The 15,834-nt window shown below is 52.1% G+C and carries 14 protein-coding genes; 12 read left to right on the top strand and 2 right to left on the bottom strand.

The annotated features are described in order from the left end of the window. Nucleotides 1–100: 100 nt before the first annotated feature. The 3 genes from R70331_RS17455 (at nt 101) to R70331_RS17445 (ending at nt 3,763) form a co-directional block, all read left to right on the top strand. Nucleotides 101–1,066 (top strand): dipeptidase, encoded by a 966-nt coding sequence (locus R70331_RS17455; RefSeq protein WP_042177458.1) that lies wholly within the window; start codon nt 101–103, stop codon nt 1,064–1,066. Between the two features lie 190 nt (nt 1,067–1,256). Next, entirely contained in the window at nt 1,257–1,829 is a 573-nt protein-coding gene (pduL, locus tag R70331_RS17450; protein WP_042177457.1) for a phosphate propanoyltransferase, read from the top strand. Nucleotides 1,830–2,086: 257 nt separating this feature from the next. After that, nucleotides 2,087–3,763, top strand: a complete 1,677-nt coding sequence (locus tag R70331_RS17445; RefSeq protein WP_081947650.1) for a DEAD/DEAH box helicase — start codon at nt 2,087–2,089, stop codon at nt 3,761–3,763. A gap of 762 nt (nt 3,764–4,525) precedes the next feature. On the opposite strand, the gene dapA is transcribed toward R70331_RS17445, so the two are convergent. After that, nucleotides 4,526–5,401, bottom strand: a complete 876-nt coding sequence (gene dapA / locus R70331_RS17435; RefSeq protein ID WP_042177455.1) for a 4-hydroxy-tetrahydrodipicolinate synthase — start codon at nt 5,399–5,401, stop codon at nt 4,526–4,528. 118 nt (nt 5,402–5,519) lie between these two features. Between dapA and R70331_RS17430 the strand changes: the two genes are divergently transcribed. The 4 genes from R70331_RS17430 (at nt 5,520) to htpG (ending at nt 9,676) form a co-directional block, all read left to right on the top strand. Beyond that, a complete protein-coding gene (locus R70331_RS17430) occupies nt 5,520–6,416 on the top strand; it encodes a LysR family transcriptional regulator (protein ID WP_042177454.1) in 897 nt (298 codons plus the stop codon). Nucleotides 6,417–6,475: 59 nt separating this feature from the next. Then, nucleotides 6,476–6,928: a GNAT family N-acetyltransferase gene (locus R70331_RS17425; RefSeq protein WP_042177453.1), complete on the top strand. Its 453-nt coding sequence runs from the start codon at nt 6,476–6,478 to the stop codon at nt 6,926–6,928. Nucleotides 6,929–6,951: 23 nt separating this feature from the next. Then, nucleotides 6,952–7,644 carry an MBL fold metallo-hydrolase gene (locus R70331_RS17420; protein ID WP_042177452.1) on the top strand — a complete coding sequence of 231 codons (693 nt, stop codon included), beginning with the start codon at nt 6,952–6,954 and terminating at the stop codon, nt 7,642–7,644. A 151-nt stretch (nt 7,645–7,795) separates the two neighbouring features. Beyond that, a complete protein-coding gene (htpG, locus tag R70331_RS17415) occupies nt 7,796–9,676 on the top strand; it encodes a molecular chaperone HtpG (RefSeq protein WP_042177451.1) in 1,881 nt (626 codons plus the stop codon). Nucleotides 9,677–9,818: 142 nt separating this feature from the next. On the opposite strand, the gene R70331_RS17410 is transcribed toward htpG, so the two are convergent. After that, nucleotides 9,819–10,688 carry a LysR family transcriptional regulator gene (locus tag R70331_RS17410; protein WP_042177450.1) on the bottom strand — a complete coding sequence of 290 codons (870 nt, stop codon included), beginning with the start codon at nt 10,686–10,688 and terminating at the stop codon, nt 9,819–9,821. A gap of 152 nt (nt 10,689–10,840) precedes the next feature. Between R70331_RS17410 and R70331_RS17405 the strand changes: the two genes are divergently transcribed. The 5 genes from R70331_RS17405 (at nt 10,841) to R70331_RS17385 (ending at nt 15,780) form a co-directional block, all read left to right on the top strand. Continuing rightward, entirely contained in the window at nt 10,841–12,580 is a 1,740-nt protein-coding gene (locus tag R70331_RS17405) for an ABC transporter ATP-binding protein (RefSeq protein WP_042177449.1), read from the top strand. Continuing rightward, the gene (locus tag R70331_RS17400) at nt 12,577–14,316 is read left to right on the top strand and encodes an ABC transporter ATP-binding protein (RefSeq protein ID WP_042177448.1); all 1,740 of its coding nucleotides are present in this window, start codon (nt 12,577–12,579) and stop codon (nt 14,314–14,316) included. Before R70331_RS17405 ends, R70331_RS17400 begins: the two co-directional genes overlap by 4 nt. A gap of 208 nt (nt 14,317–14,524) precedes the next feature. Continuing rightward, nucleotides 14,525–15,058, top strand: coding sequence for a TetR/AcrR family transcriptional regulator (locus R70331_RS17395; RefSeq protein ID WP_042177447.1), 534 nt, complete (start codon nt 14,525–14,527; stop codon nt 15,056–15,058). A gap of 13 nt (nt 15,059–15,071) precedes the next feature. Continuing rightward, the gene (locus tag R70331_RS17390; protein WP_042177446.1) at nt 15,072–15,401 is read left to right on the top strand and encodes a DMT family transporter; all 330 of its coding nucleotides are present in this window, start codon (nt 15,072–15,074) and stop codon (nt 15,399–15,401) included. A gap of 31 nt (nt 15,402–15,432) precedes the next feature. After that, nucleotides 15,433–15,780 (top strand): DMT family transporter, encoded by a 348-nt coding sequence (locus R70331_RS17385; RefSeq protein WP_042177445.1) that lies wholly within the window; start codon nt 15,433–15,435, stop codon nt 15,778–15,780. Nucleotides 15,781–15,834: the final 54 nt, after the last annotated feature.

The following is a 15,834-nucleotide window of genomic DNA, read 5'->3' as shown; positions in this document are numbered from 1 at the left end:
AAACAGGTTTTTTGCTGTGCGTTGTAAAGCGGCGGAGTGACTGCATAAGCTGTTAGTGGAGCTGGAGTACATACACTAAGCAGATAAGGCGGTGGAACAGATGAAGACAACAATTATGCTTAAGGTTGCGGATTTTCATTGTGATGCTCTCAGCAAGCTGCAGGCGGAGCCGGAAATTGATTTCAAAAATGACAGCAGAATGGATGTGACGGCGGAGCGGCTGGCGGCGGGGAATGTAGGGCTGCAGGTATTTGCGATTTATTTGTCGGAAGCCAGAGGGAAACCCGGACTTAATAGGGTGCTCGGACAGCTGGAGCTATTCCGGAAGCGTATGATCAGCAGCGGGGAGATGCGATGGCTGCGCTGGAAGGAAGAAGCGGTCATACCCGCTGCTGCTGAACTGCCCCTGGGAATGCTGTCGCTAGAGGGTGTGGACGCTCTGGAGGGGAATTTATTTTATGCAGAGCTGCTGTTTGAGCTGGGTGTGCGTTTTCTGGGGGTTACCTGGAATGTTGCCAATTGGGCGGCAGACGGGGTGCTGGAGTCACGAAACGGCGGATTTACGGAAAAGGGCAGGGCGCTTATTGAATGGTGTAATTCCAGCGGAATGCTGCTGGATGTATCACATCTTGCTCCGGCGGGTTTTTGGGAACTGGCAGAGCGGAGTACCCGTCCCTATATTGCATCTCATTCAAATGCGGCAGCTGTATGCAGGCATCCCCGGAATTTAAGTGATGAGCAGATCAAAGCGCTGATTACCATGGACGGACGGATCGGGCTGACCTTTGTCCCTTGGTTTGTCCGTGATGGAGGAGGCGCAAAAGCTGAGGATGTATTGAAGCATATTGATCATATCTGCGCGCTTGGCGGATCACGGCAGCTGATGTTCGGCTCGGATTTTGACGGCATAGATGCCTGGGTGGAGGGACTAGAGCATCCGGGAAAATATACGGCATTCGCTGAGCTGCTGCTGAAGCATTATCCTGAGAATCAGGTGAGGGGCTGGCTGTATGGCAATGCTATGAGCTTCTTGAGCTCTCATCTACCTTCCCGGCCTAATCCTTGAACGAAAATCCGGAGAAAAATATAAAATGGCGAAAACGTGACTGAGACGGCGATAATACAGCGAATTGTCGGAGAAATGTCGAAAAAGGGATGCTGAATGTGAGCGGAGCCTTTTTATTTTCGGGTAAGAAGATGTATAATGTTCAGTGGCTTGTACAGATACTAGAGAAAATACAAGGAGTGACTTACAAATGAGCAAGACTGTACCCGTAGGTGTGTCGGCCCGACATATTCACCTTACGCAGGAGCACGTGGAAGCATTGTTTGGCGCAGGTTACCAATTGACTGAGTTCAAACCGCTCTCCCAGCCAGGACAATTCGCAGCAAACGAGCAAGTAGCCGTAATCGGCAGCAAAGGCAAGTTCGACAAGGTAAGAATTCTCGGACCTGCGCGTCCGGCATCCCAGCTGGAAATTTCCCGCACTGACTCTTTCAGCCTTGGCGTAAAAGCCCCTGTCCGTGAGTCAGGACATATCGATGGAACACCAGGTATTACACTTAAAGGACCAGCCGGTGAAGTTGAACTGGAGACTGGCGTAATCATTGCAGGCCGTCACATTCACTTCCACACATCCGAAGCTGAAGCTTGGGGCATCGCTGATAAGCAATTGCTCAAAGTACGCCTTGGCGGCGAACGCGGCCTGGTGCTGGAGAACGTGCTTGCGCGCGTATCCGACAGCTTTAAGCTTGATATGCACATCGACACCGACGAAGCGAATGCTGCAGGTGCCAACAACGGTGACACAGCTGAAATCGTAGATTAGTCTTATCTTTATAGCTTAGAAGGGCGGGGGAATATTTCTCCGCTCTTTTTGCTGTTTTTGAAGGGTGAAGCGCCAGGCGGCAATGGGACTGAATCAGCGTTATCGCAGGGGCTGAGATTACAGGGTTATTTTATATACGGAAGTATGGTATCATTATGTGTTATGACTTAGCTTTGCGCATGTGGAATCGTATGGATAAGCATAATCCCGCAAGTCCGGGTAATCTGACAATATGTGTTTGATATAAGGAGACAATTATGACTTTTAATGACTTGGGTCTGAGCCCCGCAATTCTGAAGGCGCTGGACCTTGCTAACTATACATCACCTACACCGATTCAAAAAGAAGCTATTCCCGCAGCATTGACCGGAAGAGACGTGCTGGGTTGTGCACAGACGGGAACGGGCAAGACGGCAGCTTTTTCCCTGCCGATTATTCAGCTGCTTAGCAAGCAGACGGTTAACCGGAGCGGAAAACGCCCAATTCGTTCCCTGATTCTCACTCCTACCCGTGAGCTGGCGCTGCAGATTTATGAAAACATTCAGGTCTACAGCAAGTTTACCGGTATCCGTTCTACAGCAGTTGTCGGCGGTGTCTCACAAAGATCACAGGAACGTGCGCTGGCGCTGGGTGCGGATATCCTGATTGCGACTCCAGGCCGTCTGATTGACCTGATCTCCCAAAAGCATGCCGATCTGCAGCATGTGCAGGTGCTGGTGCTGGATGAAGCAGACCGGATGCTCGATATGGGCTTTATCCATGATGTAAAACGGATCATTGCCAAAATGCCGGCCAAGAAGCAGACGCTGTTCTTCTCTGCGACAATGCCGCAGGAGATTTCACAGCTGATCAAGACGCTGCTCGTGAATCCGGTAAAAATTGAAATCACCCCGGTTTCTTCAACGGTGGACCGGATTGAGCAATGCGTCTATCTGCTGGAAAACGGCTTTAAGCAAAAGCTGCTGAACCGGCTGCTGGAGGATAAATCCATAGTGTCTGCGCTTGTCTTTACCCGTACGAAACGCGGAGCGGACCGGGTCGCGCGTGATTTAGCCAAGGTGAATATCACCGCACAGGCAATTCACGGCAACAAGTCGCAGAATGAACGGCAGAATGCGCTGCGGAATTTCAAAAGCGGGGTAACCCGTGTGCTGGTGGCTACCGACATCGCTGCCCGGGGAATTGATATTGATGAGCTGTCGCATGTGATCAACTTTAATCTGCCGAACATTCCGGAGACGTATGTGCACCGGATTGGCCGGACCGGCCGTGCCGGCATGAGCGGCATTGCCATTTCGCTGTGCGAAGCGGAGGAGCTGCCTTACCTGAAAGATATTCAGAAGCTGATTGGCAAAACCATTCCGGAAGTGAAAAATCATCCTTATCCGATGATAAAGGTGAATCCGGCGCTGGCGGCAGAGGTTGCTAAAGCGAGTAAGGGTGTGGGATCAGCAAAGGCTGCTGCACCTGCCAAGCCAAAGTCAAAAACCAACCCTGCCCGTAAGCCGAAGGAAGAATGGTTCACGCAGGGCAGCCGCCCGCGTAATGGACAAAGTGCCGGCAAGAGTGGTGCTGCAGGTGGCAGACAGCATGGAGAGTCTAACGCAAGCAGCAACTACAATGGCAGTGCCGGCGGAGCACGCGCTGCTGGAGCGGGCAGAGAGCACGCTGGCGGAGCGCGGGCTGCTGGAGCAGGCAGAGGACAAGGTGGCGGAGCACGCGCTGCTGGAGCGGGCAGAGAGCACGCTGGCGGAGCGCGGACTGCAGGAGCAGGCAGAGGACAAGGTGGCGGAGCACGCGCTGCTGGAGCGGGCAGAGAGCACGCTGGCGGAGCGCGGACTGCAGGAGCAGGCAGAGGACAAACAGGTGGAGCGCGAACAGCTGGAGCGGACAGATCGGCAGGAAGCCGGACCGGCGGAAGCGGAAGAAATTAGTTCAGGCATGGTGTGAGTCTTAACGTGAGCTAGACGAACAAAGTTCATTAGCAGCATCCCGGGAGGAAGAGCATAGCGGAGTTTTCATACATGCAGATTTTCTTCCCGGTTGCTGCCCAGTTAAATGTCAAACCCGTTACGCGCTGTCTGCCAATACTCTTTGAAGTAACTTTTTATAGCATGCTGATCAAGATAACTGTATTTCGTACAATTAAAAACAGTAAAATGGGCTGCAGACGCGAGATAAGTGTATTTTGTGCAACTATAAAACGCCAAATTGCTCAAAACAGCTACTTTCAGGCGTTTTAGTTGTATGGAATACAGTTAAACGGATAATTGGACGGAAAACAGGCGTTTTAGTTGTACAGAGTGCAGTTAAGCCGTCTGGGGTGATGGAAATGGCGCTCAGCAGAGGGGAAACCCTGTTGCTCGTTAAACCCGCGAGTAAGGTAGCTATGAGTAAGTTAGTTAGTTAGAGCTACAATTAAGTTAGTAAGTTAGAGCTACAAGTAAGTTAGAGCTGCAAGTAAGTTGAAGATAATAGTAAGTTAAAGCTGCGAGTAAGAGGAAACACGGCAGCATCTACGCGCCAAGCGTAGGCACCAGAGCCGTCCGAAAGCCAGCTGGAATGCAGCGGACGTGAGTAACCGGCGTTGCAAACACCAAAACACAAACACAAAACCCCGTATTGCACACTCAGCTGAGAGTACAATACGGGGTTTTGCGTCTACAGCGTCCAGCCGCTATAGCCCAGGCAAAGGACTAGCCGGCGAGATGGGCACCAAGCTCCTCGCGCAGCGCTTCACTGATCGAAGTCATTGGCAGGCGCAGAGTGTCTGATGCGATCTCGCCTGTGGCGCTGAGCAGCCATTTAATTGGTGCGGGATTGGATTCCTTGAACAGCAGCTTCATCAGCGGTACCAGCCGGTCGTAATCGGCTCTGGCAGCCTCAACCTGGCCGGCTCTATACTGTTCGTAAATGCCAAGGAAGCTTGCAGTGTGCACATTGGCGGAGGCAAGCATGCCGCCGGCGGCGCCGCAGCCCAGCATGTCGAAGAAGGAAAGGTCATCGCCGCACAGTATCGGCTTTGAGCCGTGACGCGACAGCTCTGAGACGAGCAGCTGCGAGCCGGAGCAGTCCTTGAGGCCGACAACGTTGTTCATTTCCAGAATGGTGCGCGCAGTATCTAAAGTCATGCCGACTCCGGCGCGGCCCGGGATATCGTAGGCCATGACCGGAATCCCGACCTCGGCGGCTTTGCGGAAGTGTTCGATAATGCCCTGCTGTGAAGGACGGCTGTAATAGGGGACAACTACGAGTGCGGCATCAGCTCCGGCATTCGCAGCTAGCTCCGTACGTTTGACCGTAGACATCGTGTCGTTGGTGCCTGTACCGATGACAAGCGGAATATCGCTGCCCTGCAGCAGCTGTTTAGAGGCATCAATTAACAATTCTAATTCTTGTATACTGACTGTCGGCGATTCTCCAGTGGTTCCATTTACGACCAGACCATGAATTTTGTTCTTGATGATGTTCTGCACATACCGCTGATACGAAGCCAGATCAATCTCGCCGGCTGCATCGAACGGTGTTACCACGGGAACATAGATTCCATAAATCTGCTCTTCTGTTAACATGAATATCGTCCTCCAAATTTGTATAACCGTTTATTCTACTGTAGCATGGAATTATTCATCGGCGTTAGCTATAATAAATGATATGGGTCATCAATAATATTGATGTTAGGGTGATGAAATGGATTTAACATATATGAGAACTTTTCGCGAGGTGGCGAAGCGGCAGAGTTTCACCCGGGCGGCAGAGGAGCTGGGATATGCCCAGTCGAGCGTAACGATGCAGATTCAAAAGATCGAAAAAGAATACGGAGTGACTCTGATGGAGCGCCACGGCCGCATTTTGCGCCTGACTCCGCCGGGCGAAGAGCTGCTGAAGCTGTTTGTTGAGATTCTTGATCTGTATGACCGTTCTAAGGAGACGATTGCCCAGCAGATCGGCGGTACGCTGACTATCGGGACGATCGACTCGCTGGCTGCGTTCTATCTGCCGCCGTTTCTGCAGCAGCTGCGGACGACCTTTCCCGGCCTAAACATTCATCTGCAGACTGAGCAGGAGGCGAATCTCGTATCCAAAATCAGGGACGGCGAGGTAGACATCGGACTGATGCTGGACCGCTGTACAACCGATTCCATGCTGGAGCGGACGATTATCCGGGATGAGCCGCTGGTGCTGGTCGCTCCCTCCAGTCATCCGCTGGCGAAGCTCGCCGAGGTATCGCTGCAGGATCTGAATAACTGTGAGCTGATAGTCTCGGAAGAAAGCTGTATCTACCGCAGCATGTTCGAGAATCTGCTCCGTGAGCACGGTATTGTGTTCCGCATCGGCTTTGAGCTATCCAATCTGGAGGCGATCAAGCGCTGCGTACGTAACGGTCTGGGCATTGCCCTGCTGCCGAGAATAGTGGCTGAGGAGGAGATCGAGCGGGGGAATCTGGCTGAGCTGCCTTTTGCCCATCCGGAGATCCACTTTGACCTGCAGCTGCTGATCCATCCGAAAAAGTGGAAGTCGCTGCCGCTGCAGTCGCTGATTCAAATGCTGCTTGCCGATGCCGAAGCCAAAAAAGCCGCGGTGTAATAATGATATGAGAGCCTACTACGAAGCTGCAGCAGGCTTTTACACTTGAAGGAGGTACTATGGTCCATTTCAGGATTGCCACACTAGATGATCTCAGTGCAATGGTTCAGATGCTTGCCGACGATGAATTAGGCAGAACTAGAGAACGTTACGAGAGCCCTCTTCCGGAAAGCTATTTTAGAGCCTTTCATGCGATAGACACTGACCCGAACAATGAATTAATTGTGGCCTGTCTGGATGACCGGGCGGTTGGTGTTCTCCAGCTTACTTTTACACCTCATTTGACCCATCAGGGCAGCTGGAGAGCGACAATCGAAGGGGTCCGCACGGCTTCATCCGTAAGGGGAAAAGGAATCGGAAGCAAGCTGGTTCTGCGGGCGGTTGAGCGTGCTGAAGAGCGGGGCTGTCACTTGATTCAACTGACGACGGATACAGCACGCGGTGATGCTTTGCGCTTTTATGAGCGTCTGGGCTTTAAAGCGACTCACACCGGGCTCAAAATGAAATTATAAAACGACAACGCTTGGAGGGCACAATGAACATTATCGAGCTTCCGGTTGAATTCACATATGAAGAATACCAGTATCACCTTTATCCGAGTCTAATTGAACTTAATAATGAGCTCATTCTGGTTGACACTGGCTATCCCGGGTTCCTGCCCCTGATTGAGAACGCAATTGAGCACAAAGGGTATGACCTGAGACAGCTCAAGCATATCGTGATCACCCACTATGACGACGATCATATCGGGGCACTGCATGCTTTTAAGGGAAAATACCCTTGGGTGACGGTGATCTCCAGCGAACGGGAAGCCGTCTATATCAGCGGTGAGGTTAAGTCCGAGCGGTTAGTGCAGGCAGAGGCTTTGCTTACGCAAATGCCTGAGGAGCAGAAGGCCTTCGGCCAGTCGTTCGTTGACCTGCTGACAAGCCTGCAGCATATTCCGGTTGATCAGACAGTCAAGGATGGGGAATGGCTGTTTGACGGGGCTTGCAAGGTAATAGCAACACCTGGACACACGTCAGGCCATATCTCCCTGATCCTCCCGGAGCTGGACAGCGTAATTACCGGGGATGCCGCCTACATAGAGGACAATGGCACTGACCTGCTGGTAGCCAATCCACAGTACTGCCTCGACCTTCCTCAGGCGGAGAAATCCCTGAAGCTGCTGAAGGATCTCAAAGCGCAGCATTATTACTGCTACCATGGCGGAACGTTACATATATGATGGAGCTTTTTTAGCCGCCGAAATACAGCAAGATATTGACATCAAAAACGACAATATGGTATATAAAAGGAAGTGTTAGCACTCATCCTTATGGAGTGCTAATCATCCGGAAGCAATCAGCAGGCTATTTTTGAGAGGAGATTCTATATTCATGTCTAAAAAAGAGTTCAAAGCCGAATCCAAACGACTACTGGAAATGATGATTAACTCCATCTATACACAGCGGGAAATCTTCCTGCGGGAGCTGATCTCCAACGCAAGTGATGCTATCGACAAAATCTATTACAAAGCACTGGCCGACGACAGCCTGGTGTTCAATAAAGAGGATTACTACATCAAAGTGACTGCCGATAAGGACAGCCGCACGCTGACCATCTCCGATACAGGGATCGGGATGACACAGGAAGAGCTTGAGAACAATCTGGGGATTATCGCGAACAGCGGCTCCTTTGCGTTCAAGAAGGATAATGAAGCCAAGGACGGCCATAACATTATCGGACAGTTCGGGGTCGGCTTCTATTCCGCTTTTATGGTGGCAGAGGATGTTACGGTCATCAGTAAGGCGCTGGGCAGCGAGCAGGCGTACAAGTGGGAATCCCAGGGGGCAGACGGTTATACCATCGAGCCTGCGGAGAAGGATACAGTGGGTACTGAGATCACCCTCAAAATCAAAGCCAACACTGAAGACGACAACTACGACGAGTTCCTGGAAGAGTATCGCCTGAAAGCAATCATCAAGAAGTATTCTGACTTCATCCGCTTCCCGATCAAGATGGACATCACCGGCAGCAAGCCGAAGGAAGGCAGCGAAGGCGAGTTCGAGGAAACGAAGGAAGAGCAAACCGTCAACAGCATGGTGCCGATCTGGCGCAAGAACAAAAGCGAGCTGACTGAAGAGGACTACACCAACTTCTACAACGAGAAGCGCTACGGCTTCGACAAGCCGCTTAAGCACATCCATATCAGCGCCGACGGTGCGGTAGTGTACAATGCGATTCTGTTCATTCCGGAGAACACCCCTTTTGACTACTACACTAAGGAGTACGAAAAAGGTCTGGAGTTATACTCCAACGGCGTGCTGATCATGAACAAATGTGCGGACCTGCTGCCGGACTACTTCAGCTTTGTCAAAGGGATGGTGGATTCCGAGGACCTGTCGCTCAATATCTCCCGCGAACTGCTGCAGCATGACCGCCAGCTGACGCTGATTGCGAAGAACATCAAGAACAAGATCAAGAGCCAGCTGCTCAGCCTGCTGAAGGATGAGAGGGAGAAGTATGAGACGTTCTACCAGTCTTTTGGCAGACAGCTGAAGTTCGGTGTATATAATGATTACGGTATGGAAAAAGAAACCCTCCAGGACCTGCTGATGTTCTACTCCTCCAAGGAGAAGAAACAGGTTACGCTGGCTGAATACGTGGAAAGAATGCCGGAAGACCAGAAGTATATCTACTATGCTTCCGGTGAGTCGGTGGAACGGATCGAGAAGCTGCCGCAGACCGAAATCGTGCTGGACAAGGGCTATGAAATTCTCTACTTCACCGACGATATCGATGAGTTCGCGATCAAGATGATCATGTCCTATAAGGAAAAAGAATTCAGAAATGTCTCGAGCGGCGACCTTGGCATCGAAGAGGATGCTGCGGACAAGCCGTCGGAAGAGGAGCAGAACGAGAATAAGGACCTGTTCGAAGCGATGCAGGGCATCCTGTCCGGCAAGGTGAAGGCAGTCAAAGCCTCCAAGCGGCTGAAGTCCCATCCGGTCTGCCTGTCCACTGAAGGCGAGCTGACCATCGAGATGGAGAAGATCCTCAAAGCAATGCCTAACGGCCAAGAGGTGCAGGCGGACAAGGTGCTGGAAATCAACGTCAACCATGACGTCTTCAAATCACTCAAGGCTGCGGCTGACAGTGACAAGGAGAAGCTGGGCCTGTACACGAATCTGCTGTACAACCAGGCGCTGCTGATCGAAGGCCTGCAGGTTAATGATCCGGTACAGTTCACTAACGATATCTGCAAAATTATGGTTTAATACTGAAGCGGCAGCTGTATGCTGCTGTAGATTGGCTGTAAAAGACAAAACCCGCTACCGGCGCTGCCGGGAGCGGGTTTTTCACATTTCGTACGGGCAGGGTTCCGCCACAGAAGTAGATACGGCTTCCATATGTCCTGACTTACCCCTCCCGGAAATTCTCAATAAACTTCACGGCCAAGGCGGAAAGATATTTGTCTTTCATCCAGACGGCCGCCACCCGGGTATTAAGAGAATCGCTAATAATCTCCTTGTGGACAAGGTTACTGTTGTCGGCAAGATTATAGGCCGATCTTGGGATAATGCCGACGCCTAGCCCGGCGTTGGCCCACAGCAGGGTCGTCCGGGCATCGTCATTCATGCAGAAAAAATGCGGATCAAAGCCATGCTCCAGGCAGGTTTCACGGATCAGCTGTTCAAACCTGCGGTAGATAATGAGCGGCTGTTCCTGCAGCTCACCGGTTTCAATGGACGTTCTTCCGCCGGTCCAGTCATAATCAGGCGACATCACGGCAATCATAGGTTCTGATGCTGTATAAATACACTCCAGCCCTGCGCTGCTGAACGGGGTACGGACGATGCCTACCTCAACGATGCCTTTACTCAGCAGATCGAGAATACGATACGTATTGCCTTCGTGAATCTCAAACTTCACGCCGGAATAAAGCTGGTGGAACTCCAGCAGCCGCTCCTGAAGCAGCGTGGCGGCAGAGGAGGAGACGGTACCGATGGAGAGTGTGCCTGATACACCCTTCACGTAATCCTTCAGCTCGCGGGTGGTGGAATCTGCCAGCTCCAGAATCTGCTGTGCGCGGACCCGCAGGATTATTCCGGCTTCGGTAAGCTGTACGCTGCGCGGACCGCGCTCTACGAGCTTGACTCCCAGTTCTTCCTCCAGCAGCTTGAGCTGCTGGCTGAGCGGCGGCTGGGCCATCTGCAGCCGCCTGGCAGCTGAAGTAATCTGGCCTTCCTCAGCGATCGCCAGGAAGTATTTAAGTTGGCGGATATCCATAACTAACCTCCGTATTATTGTATTGACATATGATTGTCGTATCGCAGAGATATGAAACCAATATTATTAATATGGTAGAAGATATGACATAATCATAACGGGTCTTTTAGGAATTGCATAGAGATACATACTGTATAGGCTGGTGAGAATTTATGTTTAAAATTGCTGTTTTTCTAAAACCGTACAAAAAAGAGGTTATCCTCGGACCGATTTTCAAGCTGCTGGAAGCCATTCTGGAGCTGCTGCTGCCGACCATCGTTGCGCTGATTGTCAATAACGGCATCGGCAACCAGGATAGCGCCTATGTGTACCGGATGGGCGGGCTAATGCTTCTGATGACGTTGCTTGGCTTCGGCTGCTCCATGGTCTGCCAGTATTATGCTGCCCGTGCTTCGCAGGGCTTCGGCACATCGCTGCGCAACAAGATGTTCAAGCATGTCTCTTCGCTCTCTTATGCAGAGCTGGATAAGCTGGGAACACCCTCCTTAATCAACCGGATTACCAATGACGTGAACCAGCTGCAGCTTGCGGTAGCGATGCTGATCCGGCTGGTTGTCCGTGCGCCGTTCATCTGCATCGGGGCCATCATCATGTCAATGATTCTTGACTTCCAGTTGTCACTGATTTTGCTGGCAGCAACACCGGTATTCGGGGTAATCCTGTACTTTATTATCACCCGAAGCAGCCCGCTGTACCGCAAATACCAGCAGAAGCTGGATCACCTGGCGCTGGTGCTGAGCGAGAACCTGTCCGGTATCCGCGTTATCCGTGCTTTTGCGAAATCGCGCCGCGAGAAGCAGCGTTTTGCTGCGGCATCGGATGACCTGACTGCGACAGCGATCCGGGTCGGACGCATCGCCGCGTGGCTCGGACCGATGACGACACTGGTCGTCAATGCAGCGATTATCGCCATCCTCTGGGCAGGCGGCTGGCACATCGACGCCGGACGCCTCTCACAGGGGGAGATTATCGCTTTTATCAACTACGTGACCCAGATTCTGCTGGCCCTGATTGTCGTATCGAATCTGGTGATCCTGTTCACCAAGGCCTCATCCTCTGCTAACCGGGTCAATGAAGTATTGGCCGCAGTAACCTCGGTTCCGGATGAGGGGAATACTGCGATTACTGCGACAGCAGCCTCTGACGTTCCGCTTATCTCCTTCGAGCATGTTTCCTTCGGTTATAACCGTACCGGCGAGCTTGCACTGGAGGACATCACGGTAAAGATAAACCAAGGCCAGACAGTCGGGCTGATCGGCAGTACCGGCTCCGGCAAGTCGACGTTTGTTAACCTGATTCCGCGTTTTTATGATACCGTTCAGGGGGATATCCGGATTAGAGGCGTGAATGTGAAGGATTACCCGCTGGAGCAGCTGCGGAGCCTGATAGGCATCGTACCGCAAAAAGCGCTGCTGTTCACAGGTACCATCGCTGATAACATCCGCTGGGGCAAGCAGGAGGCTACCCGTGACGAGCTTATGCAGGCTGCTGCGGTGGCTCAGGCGGAGGAGTTCATCAGCAAGCTTCCGGAAGGACTGGAAACACCGGTAGCCCGGGGCGGCCTGAATCTGTCAGGCGGACAGAAGCAGCGTCTGACCATTGCACGCGCCGTGGTCGGCCGTCCTCCTATTATGATTCTGGATGATTCCTCAAGCGCCCTGGATTTTGCAACAGATGCGGCGCTCCGCAAGGCGCTTAAGGAATACGGGCGGGAGATGACCGTACTGCTCGTATCACAGCGGGTCAGCACGGTACAGCATGCGGACCAGATCATTGTCTTTGATGAGGGACGTATTGCCGGAACCGGCACTCATGAGGAGCTGCTTGTATCCTGCGCGGTCTACCGCGAGATTTGTGAATCACAGCTGTCCAGCCAGGAGGTGGCGCAATGAATACGAACAACACGTGGAAAAGACTGCTGAATTATACCCGGCAATACCGCGGCATCTCTATCGGTGCTGTAATCTGTGCCATTCTGAGCGTAGCTGCCAGTCTGATCGGGCCGCTGCTGATCGGGCAGGCCATCGACCGGATGATCGGGCCGGACAATGTTGAATTTCCGGAAATTCTCCGGCTGCTGCTGATTCTTGGCGCTGTTTATGTTACAGGCAGTTTTTTCGGCTGGCTCCTGACCTATTACACCAATAAAATCGCCTACAAAACGGTCTATGATCTGCGCAGTGACTTATTCGATAAGCTGGATACCCTGCCGCTCAAATTCCATGACAATCACCCGCAGGGCGACAGCATCAGCCGGTTTGTCAACGATATGGATGCCGTATCTGACGGGCTGCTGCAGGGCTTCTCGACGCTGCTGACCGGTATTGTCACCATTGCAGGTGCAATCGGCTTTATGCTCTACATTAGTCCTGTTATGACCGTGGTGGTGCTGTTGTCTGCGCCAGTGACCTATTATGTCGCGAGATTCATTACCACCCGCTCCCAGAAGCTGTTCCGTGAGCAGGCCAAGATTCTTGGCGGACTTAACGGCTATGTGGAGGAGATTGTCGGCGGGCAAAAGGTCGTGCAGGCCTACCATTATGAGGACCGTTCCTTTGCACGCTTTTCTGAACGCAACAATGAGCTGTATCAGACTGGCGTCAAATCACAGTTTTACGGCTCTCTCGCCAATCCGACAACCCGGCTGGTCAACAATATTACGTTCTCAGTCATTGCGATGATCGGCAGTGTGCTGGTAATAGGCGGACATCTCTCTGTCGGGGACCTGTCCAGCTTCCTGATCTACTCCAATCTGTTCGCGAAGCCGTTTAATGAAATTACCGGTGTTATCACCCAGCTGCAGTCTGCAACAGCCTCGGCACAGCGGATCTTCAAGATTCTCGATATGGTGCCGGAGATACCAGATGCCCCTGACGCTCATGTGCTGGGGGTAAGCAAAGGGACGATTATTTTTGACAAGGTAAGCTTTGCGTACACGCCGGAGCGGCCGCTAATCCGTAATTTCAGCCTGGAAGTCAAGCCGGGCACCCGTGTAGCCATTGTCGGCCAGACAGGAGCAGGGAAGACGACGCTCGTCAACCTGCTGATGCGCTTCTACGATGTGGACAGCGGCAGCATCCGGATTGACGGTGCGGATATCAATCACATCACCCGTGACAGCCTGCGGCAGAACTTCGGAATGGTGCTCCAGGATACATGGCTATTCGGAGGCTCGATCCGCGATAATATCGCCTACGGCAAGCCGGAGGCGAGTGATGAAGAGGTTATTACCGCTGCCAAGGCGGCAAGCGCCCACAGCTTCATCAAGCGGCTGCCAGAGGGCTATGCGACCAAAATCAGCGGTTCCGGGGACAATCTGTCCCAGGGCCAGAAGCAGCTGCTCACGATTGCCCGCGTCATGCTGGCTGATCCGCCGATGCTGATCCTAGATGAGGCAACCAGCAGCATTGATACGCTGACCGAGATCCGTATCCAGAAGGCATTTCTGAGGATGATCTCAGGCCGGACCAGCTTTGTCATCGCCCATAGGCTGTCAACGATCCGCGAGTCGGATATTATCCTCTATATGAAGGACGGGGACATTGTCGAGAGCGGCACACATGAGGGGCTGCTGGCCAGCGGCGGGCATTATGCGAAGCTGTATAACAGCCAGTTTGCGGCGGTCTAGGAATTGTTATGAGATAAGGCTGCACACAGTAATAACAATACTGTGTGCAGCCTTTTTATATCTTTATCTCCTTTTGCGATCATTTAGCGTCATTAAAATTGCAATAAAACATAATGGTAACATAGCCTGATTTTGTATCAAAGGTCATGCATTTTTGTTTTGACAAAAAAACCGTCCAGACGGTATAGTAAATATAGAGGTGAACGATATGAACGTTAATTCGAGGCGCTGGGTTATTTTGACAGCTGCATCCTTCGTGATCAGAAGCCAGGGGGTAGAGAAGCTTACCCTTGAGGCGGTTGCCAGGGAGGCCGGCGTCAGTAAGGGGGGGCTGCTGCACCATTTTCCGAATAAGAATGCTTTGATTCAGGGGCTGGTGGAGGAGCTGACGGACGGATTCGTAACCGATGTCCAGGAGCGGGCAGCGGTCTCCGCTGTTAATGAAGGGAAATGGAGCCGGGCATACACGGAATCTGTGGCCTGTGATATCAAGGACGGGAACGGGATCAGCACGGCGCTGACTGCGGCGTTATTCAGCAAACCGGAACTGCTGGAGAAGCTGCAGGAGCAATATGCACTATGGCAAAAAGAGATTGAAAACGACGGGATCGACCCTGTGCGTTCAACCATTGTACGGCTGGCTGCCGACGGCCTGTGGTTCTCTGAAATGTTCAGCTTAGGGAAGCTGGATGCAGAGCTGCGCGAACAGGTTATACAGGAACTGCTCAAAATGACGGTGTAGGAGGAAAAGAATTGTGAATCCCTTTGTGTTATTGGCCTTTGCCATTGTGTCAGAGGTCTGCGGCAGCTCGCTGCTCAAATTATCCAACGGCTTCAGACGGCTGTTTCCATCTCTTGGGGTGGTAATTGGACTCGGCTCAGCCTTTTACTTTTTGTCGCTGGCCCTACAGTCGATCTCACTCGGCACGGCTTATGCGATCTGGTCCGGGGCGGGTACGGCGTTAACGGCCATGGTTGGAGTATTCTTTTATAAAGAACGGCTTAACCGGAAAAAAATACTGGGGCTGCTGCTGATCATCGGCGGTGTGATTACACTGAAGCTGGCAACCGGCGGAACACATTGATTCTACGGGGAATGAAGAGGATGGGATTAAATTGAAGAGTTACATATATCTGGCTATGGCCATCTGCTTTGAAATATTCGGGACAACGATGCTTAAGTTATCGGACGGGTTCACGAATCTGCTGCCGGGGATGGGGGTAGTTGTGGGGATGGGGTTATCCTTTTTCAGCTTATCCATGAGTCTGCGGGTTATCCCGCTCAGCTTCGCTTATGCAGTCTGGTCAGGCGTCGGAACGGCAATTACAGCCTTAATTGGTGTGCTGGTGTGGGGCGATCCGTTCACCTTTGTGTCCTTCATCGGAATCGCGGCTATTATCGGCGGTGTGGTGCTGCTCAACTCATCTAATCAGCCGGAAAAAGCACCTCAGGGGCAGCTGTGAGCGTACGTTTGTTTTCTTAGCAATTTAAGTAAAAAGAAACTCCGAAACCCGCTG

It is taken from the genome of Paenibacillus sp. FSL R7-0331 (genome assembly GCF_000758645.1).
Taxonomy (GTDB): Bacteria; Bacillota; Bacilli; order Paenibacillales; family Paenibacillaceae; genus Paenibacillus_AQ; species Paenibacillus_AQ camerounensis.
This window is presented reverse-complemented; position numbering and strand designations above follow the sequence as displayed.

Excerpts from the sequence above, each read along its gene's own strand:
- R70331_RS17425 (WP_042177453.1), top strand. The coding sequence starts at position 6,476 with ATGGTCCATTTCAGGATTGCCACACTAGATGATCTCAGTGCAATGGTT.
- pduL (WP_042177457.1), top strand. The coding sequence starts at position 1,257 with ATGAGCAAGACTGTACCCGTAGGTGTGTCGGCCCGACATATTCACCTT.
- htpG (WP_042177451.1), top strand. The coding sequence starts at position 7,796 with ATGTCTAAAAAAGAGTTCAAAGCCGAATCCAAACGACTACTGGAAATG.
- dapA (WP_042177455.1), bottom strand. The coding sequence starts at position 5,401 with ATGTTAACAGAAGAGCAGATTTATGGAATCTATGTTCCCGTGGTAACA.
- R70331_RS17410 (WP_042177450.1), bottom strand. The coding sequence starts at position 10,688 with ATGGATATCCGCCAACTTAAATACTTCCTGGCGATCGCTGAGGAAGGC.
- R70331_RS17420 (WP_042177452.1), top strand. The coding sequence starts at position 6,952 with ATGAACATTATCGAGCTTCCGGTTGAATTCACATATGAAGAATACCAG.
- R70331_RS17445 (WP_081947650.1), top strand. The coding sequence starts at position 2,087 with ATGACTTTTAATGACTTGGGTCTGAGCCCCGCAATTCTGAAGGCGCTG.
- R70331_RS17405 (WP_042177449.1), top strand. The coding sequence starts at position 10,841 with ATGTTTAAAATTGCTGTTTTTCTAAAACCGTACAAAAAAGAGGTTATC.
- R70331_RS17395 (WP_042177447.1), top strand. The coding sequence starts at position 14,525 with ATGAACGTTAATTCGAGGCGCTGGGTTATTTTGACAGCTGCATCCTTC.
- R70331_RS17430 (WP_042177454.1), top strand. The coding sequence starts at position 5,520 with ATGGATTTAACATATATGAGAACTTTTCGCGAGGTGGCGAAGCGGCAG.
- R70331_RS17455 (WP_042177458.1), top strand. The coding sequence starts at position 101 with ATGAAGACAACAATTATGCTTAAGGTTGCGGATTTTCATTGTGATGCT.
- R70331_RS17400 (WP_042177448.1), top strand. The coding sequence starts at position 12,577 with ATGAATACGAACAACACGTGGAAAAGACTGCTGAATTATACCCGGCAA.